This is a genomic window from Streptomyces sp. SCA2-17 (assembly GCF_044336695.1).
Map to the genome: position 1 here is coordinate 4,889,730 of NZ_CP117521.1, position 16,432 is coordinate 4,906,161.

General features: G+C 71.1%; 16 protein-coding genes and 2 pseudogenes. 14 read left to right on the forward strand and 4 right to left on the reverse strand.

What is annotated here, in order from left to right; translation table 11 throughout:
• The first annotated feature begins 204 nt into the window (after nt 1–204).
• A complete protein-coding gene (locus tag PS271_RS22180; RefSeq protein ID WP_398384008.1) occupies nt 205–912 on the forward strand; it encodes a response regulator transcription factor in 708 nt (235 codons plus the stop codon).
• A 15-nt stretch (nt 913–927) separates the two neighbouring features.
• Complete coding sequence (locus tag PS271_RS22185) at nt 928–2,370, forward strand: sensor histidine kinase (protein WP_398384010.1); 1,443 nt, start codon at nt 928–930, stop codon at nt 2,368–2,370.
• Between the two features lie 27 nt (nt 2,371–2,397).
• Here the strand turns inward: PS271_RS22185 and PS271_RS22190 are convergent, their stop codons facing one another.
• Both PS271_RS22190 and PS271_RS22195 read right to left on the reverse strand, forming a co-directional pair.
• Nucleotides 2,398–3,240: an NAD(P)H-binding protein gene (locus tag PS271_RS22190; RefSeq protein WP_398384011.1), complete on the reverse strand. Its 843-nt coding sequence runs from the start codon at nt 3,238–3,240 to the stop codon at nt 2,398–2,400.
• A 70-nt stretch (nt 3,241–3,310) separates the two neighbouring features.
• On the reverse strand, nt 3,311–4,309 hold the full coding sequence (locus tag PS271_RS22195) for a TAXI family TRAP transporter solute-binding subunit (protein ID WP_398384013.1): 999 nt from the start codon (nt 4,307–4,309) through the stop codon (nt 3,311–3,313).
• 349 nt (nt 4,310–4,658) lie between these two features.
• On the opposite strand from PS271_RS22195, the gene PS271_RS22200 reads away from it, so the two are divergent.
• Together PS271_RS22200 and PS271_RS22205 are read left to right on the forward strand one after the other, a co-directional pair.
• Nucleotides 4,659–4,892, forward strand: coding sequence for a hypothetical protein (locus PS271_RS22200; protein WP_398384014.1), 234 nt, complete (start codon nt 4,659–4,661; stop codon nt 4,890–4,892).
• A 116-nt stretch (nt 4,893–5,008) separates the two neighbouring features.
• Nucleotides 5,009–5,860 (forward strand): YwqG family protein, encoded by an 852-nt coding sequence (locus PS271_RS22205; RefSeq protein WP_398384015.1) that lies wholly within the window; start codon nt 5,009–5,011, stop codon nt 5,858–5,860.
• A 78-nt stretch (nt 5,861–5,938) separates the two neighbouring features.
• On the opposite strand, the gene PS271_RS22210 is transcribed toward PS271_RS22205, so the two are convergent.
• Nucleotides 5,939–7,096, reverse strand: coding sequence for an FAD-dependent monooxygenase (locus PS271_RS22210; protein WP_398384016.1), 1,158 nt, complete (start codon nt 7,094–7,096; stop codon nt 5,939–5,941).
• Between the two features lie 73 nt (nt 7,097–7,169).
• Between PS271_RS22210 and PS271_RS22215 the strand changes: the two genes are divergently transcribed.
• Nucleotides 7,170–7,727, forward strand: a complete 558-nt coding sequence (locus tag PS271_RS22215; RefSeq protein ID WP_398384018.1) for a TetR/AcrR family transcriptional regulator — start codon at nt 7,170–7,172, stop codon at nt 7,725–7,727.
• Between the two features lie 190 nt (nt 7,728–7,917).
• On the opposite strand, the pseudogene PS271_RS22220 reads toward PS271_RS22215, so the two are convergent.
• Nucleotides 7,918–8,067: pseudogene (locus PS271_RS22220) on the reverse strand (ATP-binding protein); the annotation flags it as partial.
• Nucleotides 8,068–8,253: 186 nt separating this feature from the next.
• Between PS271_RS22220 and PS271_RS22225 the strand changes: the two are divergent.
• The 9 genes and pseudogenes from PS271_RS22225 to PS271_RS22265 form a co-directional block, all read left to right on the forward strand.
• Nucleotides 8,254–8,460, forward strand: a pseudogene (locus tag PS271_RS22225) (MerR family transcriptional regulator); the annotation flags it as partial.
• A gap of 440 nt (nt 8,461–8,900) precedes the next feature.
• A complete protein-coding gene (locus PS271_RS22230) occupies nt 8,901–9,068 on the forward strand; it encodes a hypothetical protein (RefSeq protein ID WP_398384019.1) in 168 nt (55 codons plus the stop codon).
• A 59-nt stretch (nt 9,069–9,127) separates the two neighbouring features.
• On the forward strand, nt 9,128–10,342 hold the full coding sequence (gene hemA / locus PS271_RS22235) for a 5-aminolevulinate synthase (RefSeq protein WP_398384021.1): 1,215 nt from the start codon (nt 9,128–9,130) through the stop codon (nt 10,340–10,342).
• Nucleotides 10,343–10,439: 97 nt separating this feature from the next.
• A complete protein-coding gene (locus PS271_RS22240) occupies nt 10,440–11,294 on the forward strand; it encodes a TauD/TfdA dioxygenase family protein (protein ID WP_398384023.1) in 855 nt (284 codons plus the stop codon).
• Nucleotides 11,282–12,286 (forward strand): 3-oxoacyl-ACP synthase III family protein, encoded by a 1,005-nt coding sequence (locus tag PS271_RS22245; RefSeq protein WP_398384024.1) that lies wholly within the window; start codon nt 11,282–11,284, stop codon nt 12,284–12,286. Before PS271_RS22240 ends, PS271_RS22245 begins: the two co-directional genes overlap by 13 nt.
• Entirely contained in the window at nt 12,283–13,506 is a 1,224-nt protein-coding gene (locus PS271_RS22250) for an ATP-grasp domain-containing protein (RefSeq protein ID WP_398384026.1), read from the forward strand. Before PS271_RS22245 ends, PS271_RS22250 begins: the two co-directional genes overlap by 4 nt.
• Nucleotides 13,503–14,630: an NADP-dependent oxidoreductase gene (locus tag PS271_RS22255; RefSeq protein ID WP_398384028.1), complete on the forward strand. Its 1,128-nt coding sequence runs from the start codon at nt 13,503–13,505 to the stop codon at nt 14,628–14,630. The genes PS271_RS22250 and PS271_RS22255 overlap by 4 nt, the downstream gene beginning before the upstream one ends.
• On the forward strand, nt 14,549–15,145 hold the full coding sequence (locus tag PS271_RS22260; RefSeq protein WP_398384029.1) for a hypothetical protein: 597 nt from the start codon (nt 14,549–14,551) through the stop codon (nt 15,143–15,145). Before PS271_RS22255 ends, PS271_RS22260 begins: the two co-directional genes overlap by 82 nt.
• Before the next feature lie 93 nt (nt 15,146–15,238).
• Nucleotides 15,239–16,396, forward strand: coding sequence for an aminotransferase-like domain-containing protein (locus tag PS271_RS22265; protein ID WP_398384030.1), 1,158 nt, complete (start codon nt 15,239–15,241; stop codon nt 16,394–16,396).
• The last annotated feature ends 36 nt before the right edge of the window (nt 16,397–16,432 follow it).

Here is a 16,432-nt window from a genome sequence, read left to right on the forward strand (position 1 = left end):
ACATCTGAGCTGAAATTGAGCATAACGATCCGGCCGCAAAGGGACACTCTGCGTGAAGGGGGCGCACGGCGCGCACGCCGGTAGCGCGGGCGTACCGGGTGAATAACGGAAGCCCCTTCGCTCCCGGAACCCCCTTGACGGACCGGGCGTCCATCAGCGTGGATGCGGGGGTGCCCACGCCGCGGTCACAGGGAGGGGGCCTGGATGAGACTGCTGCTCGTGGAGGACGACGACCACGTCGCCGCGGCCCTGGCGGCGGTGCTGGCCCGGCACGGCTTCGACGTCACGCACGCCCGGAGCGGCGAGGAGGCGCTCAGGGCCCTGCTCCCGGACACCGGCGCGCCCTTCGCCGTCGTCCTGCTCGACCTCGGCCTGCCCGATCAGGACGGCTTCGAGGTCTGCGGCAGGATCCGCAAGCGCACCGGCATACCCGTCATCATGGTCACCGCCCGCGCCGACACCCGGTCCAAGATCCACGGCCTGAACCTCGGTGCCGACGACTACGTGGTCAAGCCGTACGACACGGGTGAGCTCCTCGCCCGCATCCACGCGGTCGCCCGCCGCAAGCCTCCCTCGGGCGGCGGCGCGGAGGAGGCGCAGGAGGCGTCCGGCCCGCGCTCGCTGCGGCTGGGCAGCCTCGTCATCGAACTCCCCAACCGCGAGGTGTCCGTGGCGGGGGAGGCCGTCTCGCTGACCCGTAAGGAATTCGACCTGCTGGCCCTGCTCGCCCAGCGGCCCGGCGTCGTCTTCCGCCGCGAGCAGATCATCAGCGAGGTGTGGCAGACCAGTTGGGAGGGTACGGGCCGCACCCTGGAGGTGCACATCGCCTCCCTGCGTTCCAAACTGCGCCTGCCCGCCCTCATCGAGACGGTGCGCGGGGTCGGCTACAAAATCGTCGTCCCGGCCCGGTGAGGACCGGCCTGACCCGTGCGCACCCGACTCCTCCCGCTCCTCATCGTCCTGCTCGCGGGCGTGCTGCTGGCCCTCGGCTTCCCGCTGGCCGGCAGCATCGCCGCTGCCGAGCAGCAGCGCGTGGTCGTCGACCGCATCGACGACACGGCCCGCTTCGCCGCCCTCGCGCAGTTCGTCACCACCCGCCCCTTCGACCCGGAGGCGGGGACCGACGAACGGCTCAACACCCTGCGCTCCGAACTCCTGCGTTACGAGGAGCTGTACGACATCCGGGTCGGCATCTTCTACCGCGACGGACAGGCCATGGCGGTCGCTCCCAGGCGCTGGACGGTGCCGGCCGACGGCGAGGGCCAGCGGGCCTTCCAGGAGGCCCTGGCGGGGCGCCGCAGCCACGATCCGGGGCAGGTCTGGCCGCTACAGCACAGCCGGCTCGCGGTGGCCTCCCCGGTCATCCGGGACGGTGACGTCGTCGCCGTCGTCGTCACCGACTCGCCCACGGGGCAGCTGCGCTCCCGGATCCTGCACTCCTGGCTGCTGCTGGGGGCGGGCGAGACGGCCGCCATGCTCCTCGCCGTCGCCGCCGCGTTCCGCCTCACGGGGTGGGTGATGCGCCCCGTGCGGACCCTCGACGTGGCCGCGCACGGCATCGCCACGGGGCGGCTGAACTCCCGTGTCGCGGCCGACAGCGGGCCGCCCGAACTGCGCCGCCTGGCACGCTCCTTCAACGAGATGGCCGACAACGTGGAGTCCGTCCTGGAGCAGCAGCGCGCGTTCGTCGCCGACGCCTCGCACCAACTGCGCAACCCGCTCGCGGCGCTCCTGCTGCGCATCGACCTGCTCGCGCTGGACCTTCCCTCAGGGCACGCGGAGGTCGCCTCCGTCCGGACGGAGGGCAAGCGCCTCGCGCGCGTGCTCGACGACCTCCTCGACCTCGCGCTCGCCGAGCACGCGGAGGCCGACCTCCAGCTGACCGACATAGCGGAGATCGTCATCGACCGGGTGGGCGCCTGGTCGCCGGTCGCCGACCGCGAGCAGGTCGCGCTCTCCTACAGCGGCCCGACCGCGGTGACGGGCTGGGCCGACCCGGTCGCCCTCTCCAGCGCCCTGGACGCCGTCGTGGACAACGCCCTGAAGTTCACCCCGGAGGGCTCCCCGGTGCACGTCAGCGTCGAAGTGGAGGGCGACTGCGTGGGCATCACGGTCGCCGACGGCGGCCCCGGGCTTACGGACGAGGAGCTCACCCGCATCGGCGACCGCTTCTGGCGCAGCAGCCGCCACCAGAACGTCTCCGGCTCGGGCCTGGGGCTTTCCATCTCCCGGGCCCTGCTGGCGGCCGGCGGGGCCACGCTCACCTACGCCCCGAACCAGCCGCGCGGCCTGCGCGCCGTCATCAAGGTGCCGCGCCACGGCGGGGAGGGCGGAACGGGGCGGCCGCGGGCGGTGGAGGCCCATTCGTAGGCCTCTTTGCGGGGCGGGGCCGGCCGGCTAGCGGAAAGCGTCCGCGTGCTCTTCCGCCCACGAGCGGAACGTACGGGCGGGCGCTCCCGTGATCTCTTCCACCGTGGAGGTGATCAAGTGCGATTCAGGCCGGGTTGCGGCGGCCAGCAGGGCCTCGACAAGGAGGGGTGGCCTGCCGTCGGCGAGCATCTGCTGTCGTGCGACCTGCAAGGGGACCGCTTCGAAGCGCGCAGGGTGGCCGACGGCTTCCCCTATCGCGTGGACCTGCTCGGCCCTGCTCAGCACCTGCGGACCGGTGAGGACGTGCTTCGCGCCCGCATGCCCGTCCTCGGTCAGGGCACGTACCGCCACGGCCGCGACGTCGGCCTCGTGGATCACCGCCGTGGCGGCGATGCCGGGACCGCGGACGACGTGCGTGGCGCGGATCTGCCCGGCCCAGCCTCGTGCGTTGGAGGCGATGGTGTCCGACCGCAGGACGGTCCACTCCGCGCCGGATTCCTCGATCAGGCGCTCCATGCCGGCGTGGAGCTGGTTGATCGGGTCGGTCTGCCGTTCGGCGTCCTCGTTCACGCCTGACGAGGAGAGGTAGACGATGCGGCGGGGGCGCCGCGCGATCGCCTCCAGAACGGCGGGAGCGCCCTCGGTCGTCAGGAAGGGCCAGATCAGGAACACCGTGCTGATCCCGGTCAGGGCCCGCTCCAGGCCGGCCGGGTCGGACAGATCCCCGCCTACGACATCGACGCCGTCCGGCAGCCCGGCCGATGCGGGGTTACGCGCCAGCGCGCGCACGGCGCTGCCGCCGGCCAGGAGTTGAAGAACAACTTGCCGGCCGACGTTGCCGGTCGCGCCCGTCACGAGAATCTCATTCATGATCGGCTCAGCCTCGGCCGTGCCCGGACTATTCCGCCCCTGGGGATTCGGGGATTCGGGGATTCGGGATTCAGGGCTTCACCGACGCGTAGTAGCGCCGCGCCCCCACGTGCAGTTGGAGGGGGTCGGTGAAGATCGCCGTACGGAGGTCCACCTTCTGCGCGGCGTGCACTGTCTGCCCTATGCGGTCCCTGCTGTTCATCACCGACCGCGTGACGCTCTCCGCCAGATCCGCGTCCGCGTGGTCCATGGTGACGAGCAGGTTCGCGACCGCCAGCGTCTTCACCGCCTGGGACGCGCGCAGCTCCGGGTACGCGTCCACGGGCATCACCGCGGCCCTGTAGTAGCGCGTCTGCGGCCCTTGCGCGTGCAGCGGCTCGATCAGATCGGCCAGCTGCACGAGGCGGATGGACAGCCGCAGGCCGAGCGACTGGACGGCGTTCGTGGGCAGCCCGCCCGACCAGAAGAACGCGTCCAGCTGCCCCCGCTCCAGCAGCCCCGGCATCTTGTCGATCCCGACCCGCACCGGCGTGATGTCCTTGTCGAAGTCCAGCCCCGCCGCCTTCAGCAGCCGCCGCGTGATCAGCTGCACCCCCGAGTCGTCCGTCCCCACCCCCACCCGCAGGCCCCGCAGGTCCCGCGCCGACTGCACGGACGAGCCCTTCTCCACCACCAGCTGGATGTAGTCGTCGTACAGCCGCGCACACGCGCGCAGGCTCCCGGCGCCCGGTTTCCCCTCGTCGCGGTAGGTGGCGACCGAGTCGGCGGTGGCCAGAGTGAAGTCCGCCTCGCCGGACGTGAGCTGCCGCAGGTTGTCGATCGACCCTTGGCTGCGCCGCAGCCGTACGTCCAGGGAGGGCATGTCCTGCGCCAGGTCCTCCTTGAGGAGGTCCCCGTACTTCGCGTACACCCCGGTCGGCACCCCGGTCGCGAACGTCATCCGCCCGGCGGGCGACGTGTCGCCGTGCACGGACCACAGCCACCACACCAGCAGAGCGAGTACCACGGCGCCCAGAGCGGCCGTACGAGCGGCACGTCGTCCGCCGGGACGCAGGGAACGGGGAAGCATGGCCGGATCCTGCCAGGCCCCGGCGGCCTGCGGGAGAGGAACGGCATAACGGTTCACACCGGTACGCGGCGTCGGCGAGCCGGGACAATCCGGTGACCTCGGATGAGCCGCCAGGTCGCGCTGGTCATCGAGCCCCCCCCCGGCGGCCAGGAGCTCGCCCGGCAGTCACGCCGCTCAGAAGGCGGACGGGTAGCATCCGGATTTTCCGGTGGTGGTGTCACAGTCAGGGGATGGGATGAGCAGGGGCGAAAGCGTCCGGCCGGTGTCCGAGGGAGCGGGGCAGCAGGCCGGAATCCGAAACCAGGCGGCCGGACTCAGTGCGATCTGTGCTTTCGCGAGCGTGGCCGCGGTGGGCAGTTGGTACCTCTTCCCCCACTTGTTCATCCCGTTCTCCCTCGTGTCCGCGCTCGGGGCCGTCATCACGGGACACGTGGGCCGGTGGAGAGCGCGACGCCTGGGCGGGGAAGGCCGCTGGATCGCACTGGCGGGGCTGATAGCCGGATGGCTCATGCTGACCGTGTGCCTGCTGGTGGCCTTGCTGTCGATAGGTCTCTTCGCTGCGCTCTTCGCGCTGACGACATAGAGGCGGCATAAAAGACACCATGAAAGTCGACAGGAAAGTCGGCATGGAAGTCGGCATGAAAGAAGCCGCGAGGAGCGCGGAGTCGCGTGTCAGTGGTGTCGTGCATGATCGGACGCATGACTCACGGATCCTCCGACGCCCTGCGTGATCTCGCTCTGCAGCACCTGCCCTCGGACGTGGCAGAGCGGTGGGCCGGCCTGCTGCGCCCTGGACTACGCCTTGAGGCAGCCGTCGGACCGGATGGGGTGATCGGGCGGCTCGGTGGGCTGCCGAGGCTGCCGGATGGTGTGGACTGGCCTGTCTGGGAGGGGTACGGGCCGTTGTCGTTCATCGCCTCGGTGGACTGCGGAGCGCTGCCCGCCGGTGGTCTCGACATCGACCTGCCGGCCGAGGGGACGCTGCTCTTCTTCTATTTCGACGGTCAGCTGGACGACGGGGAGGCCCTGGTCCTGGCGGAGGACCGCGAGACCTGGCCCGGCGCACGCGTACTCCATGTGTCCGGCGGGTCCGAACGGGAAGCACCCGCAGGAATCCGGCCGTATCCCGCGGTTCCCCTGACAGCACGGCCGGCGATGACGGCGGCCGAGCCGTGGCATCCGCAGATACGCGGAGCCTTCGCTCCGGAGGCGCCTCTCGGGCAGCGGTACGACCACCCGGTGTGCGCGCAGGAGTTCCTCGACGCGGTGTGGGACTTCGACGGCATGGTGGGCCACCAGATCGGCGGCCACGCTCACCCGGTGCAGAACCCCGTGGAGATCGAGATCGCCGCGGCGGTTCTGGACGGCTCGTGGGACGACCCGAGGCTGGCGGAGGAAGCGGGCGGGTGGGTGCTGCTGGCCCAGTTCGACAGCGAGGACGCCGCGGACATGATGTGGGGTGACTGCGGAGCTCTGTACTGGCTGATCCGCCCCCAGGACCTGGCCGAGCGCCGCTTCGACCGGGCGATGTTCACCTGGCAGTGCGGCTGACGAGCACCGGCCTGCTCAAAACAACGGCCTTCGAGGGGCGGAAGGTGCCCGGTGGTGAGTTGGAGGGCGTGAATCGGGTCAGTTCAGTCGGGGTGGGACCCAGGCGTGGTGCCGAAGAAGCATGCGCGTGGCGGCGCGGGACGGTGTCAGCCGCATCGCCGTGTTCCGCAGGGCGACGGCCAGTGGGTGGGAGAGCTGCTGGCCCATCCGCCCGGCCTGCCGGGCGGCCCGCGCGACGGCCTGGCTGCGCGGGCGGCGCTCGGCGTCGTAGCGAGCGAGCGCGGCCTCAACGGTGGGTTCGCCGGCGAGCGCGGCGGCCAGGGTGACCGCGTCCTCCAGCGCCTGGCAAGCTCCCTGCCCGAGGTTCGGCGTCATCGCGTGTGCCGCGTCGCCGAGCAGCGCGGTCCGGCCGACCGCATACGCGGGGAGCGGTGTGCGGAGTTCGTTGACGTCGTGGTGCAGCACGGCGTCGGGCCTGGTCGCGTCGAGCAGGGCGGGGATCGGGTCGTGCCAGGTGCGGAATCGTCTGCGTAGCTCGTCCAGTGGGTCGGCGAACCGCGTCCCGGCGGGGAGGTTGAGGACGGCGTGCCACTCGGCCCGCCCGTCGTGGAAGGCGATGTGCCCGAACTCGGCGCCGTGCCCCCACGTCAGCTCGAAGTCGGTGCGCAGGTCGACGGCCCGCTCGGTGATGGCGCGCAGCACCGTGGAGCCGCTGTAGACCGGGCCGGGGTGGGCCGGGAAGAGCCGGCTGCGCAGTTTGCTGCCGATGCCGTCGGCAGCGACCACCAGATCGGCGTCCAGGACCGTGTCGCCGCAGTCGACTCGGACCGTCCCGGGGCCGGTCTGCTCGACCGAGCCCGCCTCGGAGCCGGTCAGCAGTGCCTCGGCGGGCAGGGAGTCGCGCAGCACCCGGTGCAAGACGGAGCGGGGGATGCCCATGATCGGTGCGCCCACCGCCTTCTCCAGCGCCGAGCCGTCCATCCTGGCCAGCCAACCGCCCTGGGGCGTGCGAGTGCCGCCGTTGTACTGGCCGCGCGAGGCATCCCGTACCGCCTCGCCGACGCCGAGTTCGTCCAGTGCCCGTAGGCCGTTGGCCGCCAGCGAGATGCCCGCCCCCGCGTCGTCGAGCGTGGACGCGCGCTCGACGACGCATGGTTCCCATCCGATGCGGCGCAGTCCGATCGCTGCGGCCAGCCCGCCGATGCCCCCTCCGACCACTACTGCCGTGTTGCCCATGCCGACACCCCCGTACCTTCTACATCTGTAGAAGATGACCCTACCTGAGGCTCTACAGGTGTAGAAAGGGGTCATGGCTTCTGATCGGCGCACCCTCCTCGCGGACGCGGCTCTGGACGTACTCGCCGACGAAGGGGTCCGCGGCCTGACCCACCGTGCGGTCGACCGCAGGGCGGCCATGCCGCCCGGCACCACGTCGGCGTACTTCCGCACCCGAGCCGCGTTGCTCACCGGACTCGTCACACGCCTGGTCCAGCTCGACCAGGCGGAACTGCACACGACGGCCGAAGAGCTCCCACCCCTGCGCACCGCCGAGGAACTGGTGGACGGCATGGTGCTGCTCACCCGGCAACGGCTCACCGGCGAGGGCCGCCGCCGCTCCCTCGCCCGCTACGCCTGCACTGTCGAGAGCGTGCGCGACCCTGAGCTGCGCGAGATCCTTGTACCCCGGGAGAACGCCGGCCGCGAGGCCGTCCGGCTGTTCCTCGCCGCGCACGGCGTGACGGACGTCGAGAACCGCACGCACACCCTGCTGACTTGCATCGACGGATTGGTCTTCGACCGGCTGGTGAATGGTGGCGACGTACCGCGTGACGCCCTCGAAGGCCTGGTGGCCGCCGCCCTGCGTTAGGGCCCGGGCGCGGGCGGTCCCGTTGTGACGGCAGGCCGGTTCGCTGAACTCAGGGGGCCCGCTGGCCCCCGCCGAGCCGGACCCGGTCGCGAGCGTCGAGTGTGGACAGCAGCCGCGTCACGTACGCCTTGGCGGTGACGACGCTGATGGCCGGTACGGGGAGACGAGCTCCTGCCGCTACGGGCAGACGGGCTCCCGCCGGTTCCGGCAGACGGGCCGCCACGCGGAAGCCGCCTTCGGTACGCAGTTCGGCTGTGAACTCCCCGTGCAGCAGGGTGACCCGTTCACGCAATCCGGCCAGGCCGTACCCGCTTTCCGCAGCGCTGCCGTGACCAGTCCCCCAGTTCAACTGTCAAGGACCTCGATAAGGACCTCGATATCGGCGCATGGCGCGGCGTCCCTAGAGCCCTGCCCCTCTGACTCCGGCGGCAGAAGGCCGGGCGGGGTGGCCCGGGGCTGCCGTGATCGGTGTGGCACCGGTCGCGGCGAGAGACAGGTCCCAGAGCCGGGCGGCCTCCTCGGGGTCGACGGCAAGCACTTCGCCGAACTGGTACGCCGAGGACCGGGCAACGAGGCGGAACGCCTGGATCTGCTCGACGCTCACCGGCGGCGCGTGGACGCGCAGATCAAGGCGCTGGAGGAGTGCCGGTCCGTCATCGCCTGGAAGGTCGGGATCTACGCCGAGCATCTCGCCCGCGGCGAAGCCGGCGGGCTCTGGGACCCGACGGCCTGAGGCAAGCGCGGACAGCCGCGGCGCGTGTCCTGTGCCGGCAGCAGCTCCGCACCTGCGGATCTACCTCCTCCGGCTCGGCCGGCGGCGTCCTCCGGCGCCCGCGGACCGGCCGCCGCAGCTCAAGCCCGGTTGACGGCCGACCGCCCACGGGCGAACCGCCCGGCCCGGGCGCTGTGCAGGGCGCGCGCTGAGCGGGCGTGACTGTCGTGAGCCGGACCAGTCCCTCCCCGCTGCCGCACCGGACGGCGGGAGTTTCCGCCGCACCCCGCCCGCACTCGTAGGTCTTTGTCCGTATTCGGTGGCCTCTGTCCATGCTTCAAGTCTCTGTGTTGCGTGTTCATGCTTCCCGTTCCGTCTTTCTCGGCGGAAATGCGCGCCGCATGATTTCTGTCAGAGGCCGCGCCACAAGCCGGCGGGTCACCGAACGGGGAGACAGGGACATGAAGAAGAAGACCGCATTCCGCAAATTTTTCGGCGCGCTCGCTGCGACGGTGCTGGTGGCGCTCGCCGTTTCCGTGAGCGGCGGATCTCAGTCGCCGCAGGAAAAGGCCGGCGCGACCACCACTGTCCGCATCACCACCCTGCCCGGCGACTCGCAGTGGGGATGACCCCCCTCCGCTCGACAGATTCCCCGCGAACCGCATTTCGGCAACAGGAGATGAGAAGCATGTCCGTCCTTCCGCTTTCCCCCGCTCCGCTGTCCGCCTTCGGCGGGATGCGGTCGAAGCTGGCAGAGCTTAAGGAAGCGGGGCTGTACCGGGAATTCACCCCGTGTTCGTATCTGGCGGGGGAGCCCGGGACGGCGCTCCACCAAGGGCGGCGCATCCAGGTGTGGTGCACCAACGACTACCTCGGGATGAGTCAGAACCCGCAGGTCATGGAGGCGCAGATCGCTTCCACGCTGCGCCACGGCACGGGTAACGGAGGGTCCCGCAACATCGCGGGAACGAGCGAGGCGCACGTCGCGCTGGAGACCCGGCTGGCCGCCTGGCACCGTAAACAGCGCGCCCTGGTCTTCACCAGCGGATACGTCGCCAACTTCGAGACGCTGACCACGCTGCTCCAGGCCGTGCCCGACATGGTGGTCTTCTCCGATGCCCTCAACCACCGTTCGCTGATCGAGGGCATCCGGGCGACGAAAAACCGGAAGCATATATTCCCGCACAGCGACGTGGTCGCGCTGGAGGAATTGCTCTCCCAGTACGACACGGACCGGCCCAAGCTCATTGTCTTCGAGTCCGTCTACTCCATGGACGGGGACATCGCACCGATCGGCGCGATCTGCGATCTGGCCGAGCGCTACAACGCCATGACGTACCTGGACGAGACGCACGCGATCGGAGTCAACGGCCCCACCGGCGCGGGAATATGCGAGCAGCTCGGCGAAGAGCGGCCCACATTTGTGCAAGGAGTCTTCGGAAAAGCGGTCGGCACGACCGGCGGGTACGTCGCGGGGCCCGACGAAGCCCTTGACTACGTGCGCTCACACGCCCCCGGGTTCATCTTCACGACGACGATCCCGCGCTCCAGCCTGGACGCCACCCGGCAGAGCCTCGACGTCGTCCAGGGCGAGACGGGCGACGCGCTCCGCCGGAAGCTGCGGGAGAACGCGGTCCGCATGCGCGTGGCCCTGCGTGCCGCCGGCATCGACTTCATCGACGCCGAGAGCCACCTCGTCCCCGTGCTGGTCCCCGGAGGCGAACGGGTCAAGCGCGTCTCGCGGCGCCTGCTCGACGAGTTCGGCATCTACGTACAGCCCATCAACTTCCCGTCCGTCGCCAAGGGCGGCGAGCGGTTCCGCGTGACCGTCGCGCCGTTCCGCACCCAGGAGCAGATCGACGCCTTCGTCAGCGCCCTGCGCACCTGCCTCGACGACGCCTGAAACCCCTCAGCACAAACCCCTCGGCTCAAACCCGTCGCCTGAAACCCGTCGCCTGCGACTCATCGCCCGAAAACCATCGCCTCAAGGAGACACTTCCGTGCAGATCAAGGAAATCACCCCCTTCATCGGTGCCGAGATGACCGGGGTCGGCTACGAGGACCTCCAGCGCCCCGAGGTCTTCCAGCAGCTGGTCGAGCTGGTGCACCAGCGCGAACTGGCCGTGGTGCGGGGCCTGGACATCACCCCGAAGCAGCAGATCGAGCTGGCCTCCCGCCTCGGCAGACCCGTCCCGTTCCTGATGGCCAAATACCGCCACCCCGAGCACGAGGAGATCATGATCTCCTCCAACGCCATGAAGGCGAACCGCCCGGTCGGAGTCGCCCGCGTCGGCAACTTCTGGCACCAGGACTCCTCGTACGTGAAGGACCCGGCGCCGTACACGATGCTGCACGGCGTCGACGTGCCGGGCACCAGCGGCCACACCCTCTACGCCAGCGCGCTCGACGTGTACGACCGGCTGCCGCAGGAGTGGAAGGACAAGATCGCCGGCCGGACGGCCCTGCACACCGTCAGCAAGCGCCAGCGCATCTCACCCGAGCACGTCGGCCTGTCCATCGCCGAGCTCAAGGCCCTGGTCGAGCTCGAGTACCCGGTGACCGAGCACCCGCTCGTGCGGCAGGACCCCACCAGCGGCCGGCCCTACCTGTACGGCGCGCCGGAGTACATGGACTCGGTGGTGGGCTTCGACGCCAACGAGAACGCCGAGTTCTTCGCGCTCATCGACCGCCTGATCCAGGACCCGGACCACGTCTACACCCACCGCTGGACGACCAACGACCTGGTGGTGTGGAAGACGGCGACGACCTACCACGCGGCGACGGCGATCGAGCCCGGCGCCACGCGCACCGTGCACCGTGTGAGCATCGAAGAGGACGGCCAGTGGCCGGCATAGTCGACTTCGACATCCGCTTCCCCTCCGCGACGGCCGACCTCCGGGCCATGCACCGGTCCTCGGGGGTGGCCGTCGCGGAGCTGGCCCGCATCACCCACTGCGACGGCTTTCCGGTCCTGGCCGAGGACGAACAGGCCTGGGAGCTGACGCTCGCCGCGGCCCGCACCGTCCTGAGCAGAACGGGCGTGGACCCCTCCCGCATCCGGCAGGTCGTCTACGCCGGTTCCGGCGAGTGGGACCGCCCCTTCTGGTCCCCCGCCGCGAAGGTGGCGGACGGACTCGGCATCTCAGGGGCCCACTGCTTCGAGGTGGCGAACTTCTGCAACGCCGGAATGACCGCGCTCCGGTTGCTGTCCGCGGCCGGAGCGCTGGAGGACGACGCGTACGCGCTGGTCCTCGTCGGCGACCGACTGAGCCGGATGGTGGACTACAGTGACCCGGATTCCAAGGCCCTGTTCAACTTCGGTGATGCGGCTGCGGCGGTACTGCTGGCAGGCCGTGAGGGCCGCTTCCGGATCCTCCACTCGGCCATGCGCACCGACCCCGGCTGGTCCGACTACTACACGGGCGAGTACGACAGGGGCGAGCACGACGCGGATGAGCCCGGCGCGGGAGAGCGGCCGGCCGGCCGGGTCCGCATCCGGCGCGCAGCGCACCGCAAGGGACTCGCGGACGCCTACGTACGCCACTTCACCTCGCTGGTCGGCGAAACGCTGGAGAACCTCGGCCGCGAGCGCGACGACATCGATCACTTCCTGATCAACCACGGCGACCGGGACATGCACCTCCGGCTGCTCCGCACGCTCGGCATTCCCGCCGACCGCAGCGTCTTCAACTACGACCGGCTGGCTCACATGGGCGGCGCGGACACCCTCATCGCGCTGCGCGACCTGGAGCGCGCCGGCCGGCTGCGCCGCGGTGACCTGATCATGCTCGCCACCAGCGCCATGGGCTTCAGCTGGGGCATCACGACCTTGGAGTACCTCGGATGAAGATCCTCGTCATTCACCAGGTGCCGTACCGGAAGATCGCCTACGAACAGGCCATCGACCACGAGCGGCACGAGGTGACGTACACAGGCCTGCCGCACCGCATGGCCGACCTGCCTCCCGGCCTGCGGTGCGAGCGGATCGTGCTCGGCGCGGACGACGACCTGGTCGCCGGCATCTGCGCCCGCACGTCTCCGGACGACGGTTACGAGAAGGTGCTCGCACTCTCCGAGTTCGGCATCGTGGAGGCCTGCCACGTACGCCGCCACCTCGGGGTCGACGGGCCCTCGCTCGCTCAGGCCGAGCGGGTGCGGGACAAGGTGAGGATGAAGGAGGCCCTGGCCGGCTCCGGGCTCCGCCACCCCAGGTTCGTCCCCGAGCCGGTGGCCGGCCGCCCGCTCCCGTGGCCGGGCCGCACGGTCCTCAAACCGCGGCAGGGCGCCTCCAGCGAGGACGTCACCGTCCACGAGACGGCCGACGACGCGCTGCGTGCCTACCGCAACCTCGCGGACGCCTCGGACTACCAGCTGGAAGAGCACATCGACGGCGACATCCTGCACGCTGACGGGCTGGTGGCGGCCGGCCGGATCGTCAACCTCGCGGTCAGCCGGTACGTCAACAAGCCGGTCGCGTACGCAAGCGGGCTCCCGCTCGGTTCGCACCAGGAGGCCGTGACCCCGGCCCAGCGGACCCTCGCCGAGCGGGTGGTGGAGGTGCTGGGCATCGCCGAAGGCAGCATCCACCTGGAGTTCTTCGAAACGGCCGAGGGTGAGCTCGTCTTCCTGGAGGTGGCCAACCGGGTCGGGGGCGCAGCCGTCGTCCCCCTGCACGAGCGGCACACCGGCGTGCACCTGCCCTCGCACGAGATCGCCGTACGCCTCGGCCTGGAACGCCCCCCGGTACAGCAGCCCAGCGGGCGCTATCACGGCTGGCTCGCCGTCCCCGGCCACCACCTGCCGCCCGGCAGCGCGCGGCGCACCGAACTGCCGGAATGGGTCAGCTCGCACCCCTGCGTCGACCGCATCCACGTCCTGGCACCCGGCCAGGAGCCGCCCCGGCACGTCACCTACCAGGAATGGGAGGTGCCGGTCTTCATCGAGGCGTCCCACACCGACCCGGCGGCACTGCGCCGCTTCCTGGAGACGTGCGCCCGGGTGGTGTCCGTGACGGCACTGCCCGCAGCCGGCACGGACACGGGCACATGCACCGAGGAGGCCGCATGAGCAGCCGCACCCGCACCGCACGGGCCGTCCAGCAGACGCGACGGCCACGGGGCATGCCGGTGCCCGGCGACTTCGCCGAGGTCGAACTCGCCCTGCCACCACTGGCGGAGGGCAGCGCGCTCGTCGAGAACCTGTGGCTGTCGGTCGACCCGTACATGCGCGAGTGCATGGACACCGAGTGGGAGCTGAACACCCCTCTGGAGGGGCGGTCCATCGGCCGCGTCATCGACTCCCGCAGCGCGGAACTCCCCGAAGGCTCCCTGGTGTTCCACCGGGACGGCTGGCGGACCCACACGGTGCTGACCGCGGCGGACGCCAGGGTGCTGCCGCGGTACGAGGGCGTCGCGACCGAATCCTTCCTCGGCCTGCTCGGCGGCACGGGCCTCACCGCGTACGTGGCCCTGACCCGCGTCGCCCGGCTGCGCGAGGGCGAGACGGTCTTCGTCTCCGCGGCGGCCGGGGGAGTGGGCACGGCCGCCGGGCAACTGGCCCGGCTGCTGGGGGCCGGGCGCGTCATCGGCAGCACCGGATCGCCGGAGAAGGCCCGGTGGCTCACCGAGGAGCTCGGCTTCGACGGCGCCTTCGACTACCGCGCGGGGCCCTCCGTCGGCGCGCAACTGGCGGCCGCGGCACCGGACGGCATCGACGTGTATCTCGACAACGTCGGCGGCACCCACCTGGAGGCGGCGATCGGCGCGATGCGCGAGTCCGGGCGCATCGCCTGGTGCGGCGCGATCGCGCAGTACAACACGGGCTCCGCACCCGCCGCGCCGCGCAACCTGTTCGACCTGGTGGAGAAGAGCATCCGTCTGGAGGGCTTCCTCGTCGCCAATCACCGCGACGCACAGGAGGAGTGGGAGGCCTTCGCCGTACCGCACCTGCGTGCCGGCCGGATCACCGACCGGCTCAGCGTCTCCGAAGGCTTCGAGCGGACCGTCGACGCGTTCCTGGGGATGCTGCGCGGTGAGAACACCGGGAAGACGATCGTGCGGCTGAGCGGAGCTGCTCGGGGGGATGCCGCCGAGGAAGCAGGAGAAGCGCCATGCCGTCCCTTCACGCCGGACTCCACATCAGCTCCGTCGGGCTCGGCGCCTCCCGGCGCATCTGCGCCATCTGGCGGGTGAGCGGGCCCCCCGACCCGCAGCGGCCCTGCGAGTTCCCCGGCGCGCTGCTGCTGCCCCGCCGCGGAGCAGAGCAGGACTGGGCGGTGGAAGAGACACTCGCCGCACTGGACGAGCACGGAATCGGCGAGGGACCCGCCTGCACGGACCTCACCACCACCGCTGACGGCATCCGGGTCGCGGCACTGCGCCACGGGCTCTGCAGCCCCGAGCTGCGGGAGCTCTCCCGTACCGCCCTCGGCGAGAGCCACGGGGACTGGGCCCGGCTCTCCCAGGAGGACCCGGCCGCCTTCCGGGCCGGGGCCGCCGGTGCGTACGCGCTGCGCAAGCAGGCCGCGCTGCTGGCCACCCGGGGCCCGGACGGCAGGCCCGGCCGCTTACCCGTCGTGCACGCGCGGCAGGACAAGGTCCTGCGCGACTACACGGCAGGCCTCGTCCGCTACACGACGGGCCTCGCCCGTACAGAGGCCCTCACCGCGGAGCCCGGGGCCGAAAGACCCCCGTCCGACACACCTTAGGAGACCCCGATGCGCTTCCCCGCGGAGTTGCAAGAGCTTCAGCAGCCTGGACCGAGCCCGTGGGACGCGCGTTTCTCCGGCAGCGCGCGGTGCATGGTGCCCTCCGAGGTCCGCTCCCTCTTCAGCGTCGCCGCCGACCCGGGAATCGTGTCACTGGCAGGCGGCATGCCCGACGTAAGCGCCCTCCCCATGGACACGATGGCCGCGATCGTGGCCGGCGTGGTGCGCGAGAGCGGGACGACGGCTCTCCAGTACGGAGGCGCACAGGGCGACCCCGGCCTGCGGCAACGCATCTGCGAGGTCATGGCGCTCGAAGGCATCGACGCGCGGCCGGACGACGTCATGGTGACCGTCGGCTCGCAGCAGGCGCTGGACCTGGTGGCGCGTGTTCTCCTCGATCCGGGCGACACCGTCGTCGCCGAAGGCCCGACCTACGTCACCGCGCTCGGCACCTTCGCGGCGGCCCGTGCCGACGTCGTCCAGATCGGCATGGACCGGGCCGGGACCGTCCCGGACGAGCTGGCCGCGGTGTTCGCCCGGCTCGCGGCGGAAGGCCGCCCTGCGAAGCTCTACTACACCGTCCCCACCTTCCAGAACCCGACGGGCGTCCGGCTCGCGGCAGGCCGGCGGCGGCGCATCCTCGACGTCTGCCGGGCGGCCGGTGTCCTCGTGGTGGAGGACAACCCCTACGGCCTGCTCCACTACGACGAGACCCCATCCCGCGCCCTGTGCGCCGACGACCCGGACCGGGTCGTGTACCTGGGGTCCTTCTCCAAGACGCTCGCGCCCGGGCTCCGGGTCGGCTGGGTCCACGCGCCCACCGAGCTCACCCGGAAGCTGGTGCTCGCCGCCGAGGCCGCCATGCTCTCCCATTCCGCCCTCACCCAGCTGACGGTGGACCGTTACTTGCGCACCGAGCCGTGGCAGGAGCGGCTCGGCACGTTCCGCGCGCGCTACCGGGCCCGGCGCGACGCCATGCTGCGCGCGCTGACCGCCTCCATGCCCGCAGGGACGTCGTGGACCATCCCCGACGGCGGTTTCTTCATCTGGGTGACGCTCCCGGAGGGCACCGACTCGAGGGAACTGCTGCCCCGTGCCCTGGCCGCCGGGGTCGCCTTCGTCCCCGGTACCGCCTTCTACGCGGACGGCCGGGGCGCCCGCCACGCACGGCTCTCCTTCTCCTACCCCTCGCCGGCCGATGTCGAGGAGGGAGTGCGCCGCCTCGCCTCCGTACTCGGAGAACAGCAGTGAACCGGGCCGCAGCGACGACCGAAGCGCACCCCAGCG

Bases quoted from the DNA above. Each gene is read 5' to 3' on its own strand.
- PS271_RS22180 (WP_398384008.1), top strand. From the start codon at position 205: ATGAGACTGCTGCTCGTGGAGGACGACGACCACGTCGCCGCGGCCCTG.
- PS271_RS22190 (WP_398384011.1), bottom strand. From the start codon at position 3,240: ATGAATGAGATTCTCGTGACGGGCGCGACCGGCAACGTCGGCCGGCAA.
- PS271_RS22195 (WP_398384013.1), bottom strand. From the start codon at position 4,309: ATGCTTCCCCGTTCCCTGCGTCCCGGCGGACGACGTGCCGCTCGTACG.
- PS271_RS22205 (WP_398384015.1), top strand. From the start codon at position 5,009: ATGACTCACGGATCCTCCGACGCCCTGCGTGATCTCGCTCTGCAGCAC.
- PS271_RS22210 (WP_398384016.1), bottom strand. From the start codon at position 7,096: ATGGGCAACACGGCAGTAGTGGTCGGAGGGGGCATCGGCGGGCTGGCC.
- PS271_RS22215 (WP_398384018.1), top strand. From the start codon at position 7,170: ATGGCTTCTGATCGGCGCACCCTCCTCGCGGACGCGGCTCTGGACGTA.
- PS271_RS22230 (WP_398384019.1), top strand. From the start codon at position 8,901: ATGAAGAAGAAGACCGCATTCCGCAAATTTTTCGGCGCGCTCGCTGCG.
- hemA (WP_398384021.1), top strand. From the start codon at position 9,128: ATGTCCGTCCTTCCGCTTTCCCCCGCTCCGCTGTCCGCCTTCGGCGGG.
- PS271_RS22250 (WP_398384026.1), top strand. From the start codon at position 12,283: ATGAAGATCCTCGTCATTCACCAGGTGCCGTACCGGAAGATCGCCTAC.
- PS271_RS22255 (WP_398384028.1), top strand. From the start codon at position 13,503: ATGAGCAGCCGCACCCGCACCGCACGGGCCGTCCAGCAGACGCGACGG.
- PS271_RS22260 (WP_398384029.1), top strand. From the start codon at position 14,549: ATGCCGTCCCTTCACGCCGGACTCCACATCAGCTCCGTCGGGCTCGGC.
- PS271_RS22265 (WP_398384030.1), top strand. From the start codon at position 15,239: ATGGTGCCCTCCGAGGTCCGCTCCCTCTTCAGCGTCGCCGCCGACCCG.